The organism is Anaerovibrio sp. RM50, from assembly GCF_000622005.1.
Classification (GTDB): Bacteria; Bacillota; Negativicutes; order Selenomonadales; family Selenomonadaceae; genus Anaerovibrio.
The window spans coordinates 17,848-18,905 of the sequence record NZ_KK211385.1 but is presented as its reverse complement, the minus strand read 5'-3'; the positions used below and the strand labels follow the sequence as shown (position 1 = coordinate 18,905).

General features: G+C 42.2%; 2 protein-coding genes. One reads left to right on the top strand and one right to left on the bottom strand.

Annotation, left to right across the window (positions count from 1 at the left end):
• The first annotated feature begins 75 nt into the window (after window positions 1–75).
• The gene (locus T525_RS0113730) at window positions 76–285 is read left to right on the top strand and encodes a hypothetical protein (RefSeq protein WP_027407640.1); all 210 of its coding nucleotides are present in this window, start codon (window positions 76–78) and stop codon (window positions 283–285) included.
• Window positions 286–870: 585 nt separating this feature from the next.
• On the opposite strand, the gene T525_RS16690 is transcribed toward T525_RS0113730, so the two are convergent.
• Window positions 871–1,058 (bottom strand): hypothetical protein (locus T525_RS16690; protein ID WP_037325759.1); only part of this gene is annotated, 188 nt, incomplete at its 5' end.

The following is a 1,058-nucleotide window of genomic DNA, read 5'->3' as shown; positions in this document are numbered from 1 at the left end:
TAAAATGTATTATAAAATAACTATAATAAATGATATAATTATCTTGTGAAATTTATGAAAAGGGGGAACTCCTATATGACCAGTAAAAATCCTATAGTGTCCTTTTTGGACGGGCTTTTAGATCATATTCCTGACCCCTACATCAGCGGACAAGACAATGATCTATCAAAGCAGTTTACTCACGAAGTGGAAAGATATCAGCTGGAAGCACAACGCTTCCAGACTATAAAACAACACCTTGACGAGATTCCGGACAAACACATGGCTGACGGCAATTTCTCATAAAAATTTCAACCTAATACACTCCTCTGTATTTGCTGCTGTACGTTCAAGCAGTCCAATACGTTGCGCTCTGCTCTGCAGGGCGTTTTTTTATTTGAGGGCAAAATTATAAGACAGGCAAATTCAGGGTAAAAAGCAAAAAGCACGGAGAAGATTGACGGGGCGATTGCCCTCATCATGGCTCTTGACCGTGCTATTCGTTGCGGAAATGTAAACGGAGAAAGTGTGTATGAGAGCCGGGGGGTATTGGTGTTTTAGATTAGAGAGCACATTTAGAATAGTCATTATCATAGACCCCCGGCCTTCCGGCTTTATATGCCGCATACTTAAATGCTTCGCGCCTAGAAACTTTCTTGCCGTCGATGTAATACGCATTTTTTCTCGACTTGGCGATATCACAATCTACGCCGAAATGCGCCCACGCTTCCTTGACTTTAGCCGATCCTTCTTCCCAATTAAACTCCATCCCAAAAACAGCTATCATTTCAGTGACTGGCCATTTGTGTTCGGCAGGTCTGCCACTTCATGTTTACGAATATCGAGGGAACGGAAAAGAGCGTGTGCCAGGGCATTATCCATAGGCATGGTTCAGCCATCATTGGAACGGGAATACTGCAGTATCTGGATTTTTTTTATTTTTTTGTAATACATTCTCCCCAGGTCCGTATGTAAGGACAGAAAACAACAAGGGCAAGGCCCATAAAGAAGGGAGATAATATTATGAACAAGAAATTTGAACTCAACGAAATGGAACTGAATCAGGTAGCCGGTGGCCG

Bases quoted from the DNA above. Each gene is read 5' to 3' on its own strand.
- T525_RS0113730 (WP_027407640.1), top strand. From the start codon at position 76: ATGACCAGTAAAAATCCTATAGTGTCCTTTTTGGACGGGCTTTTAGAT.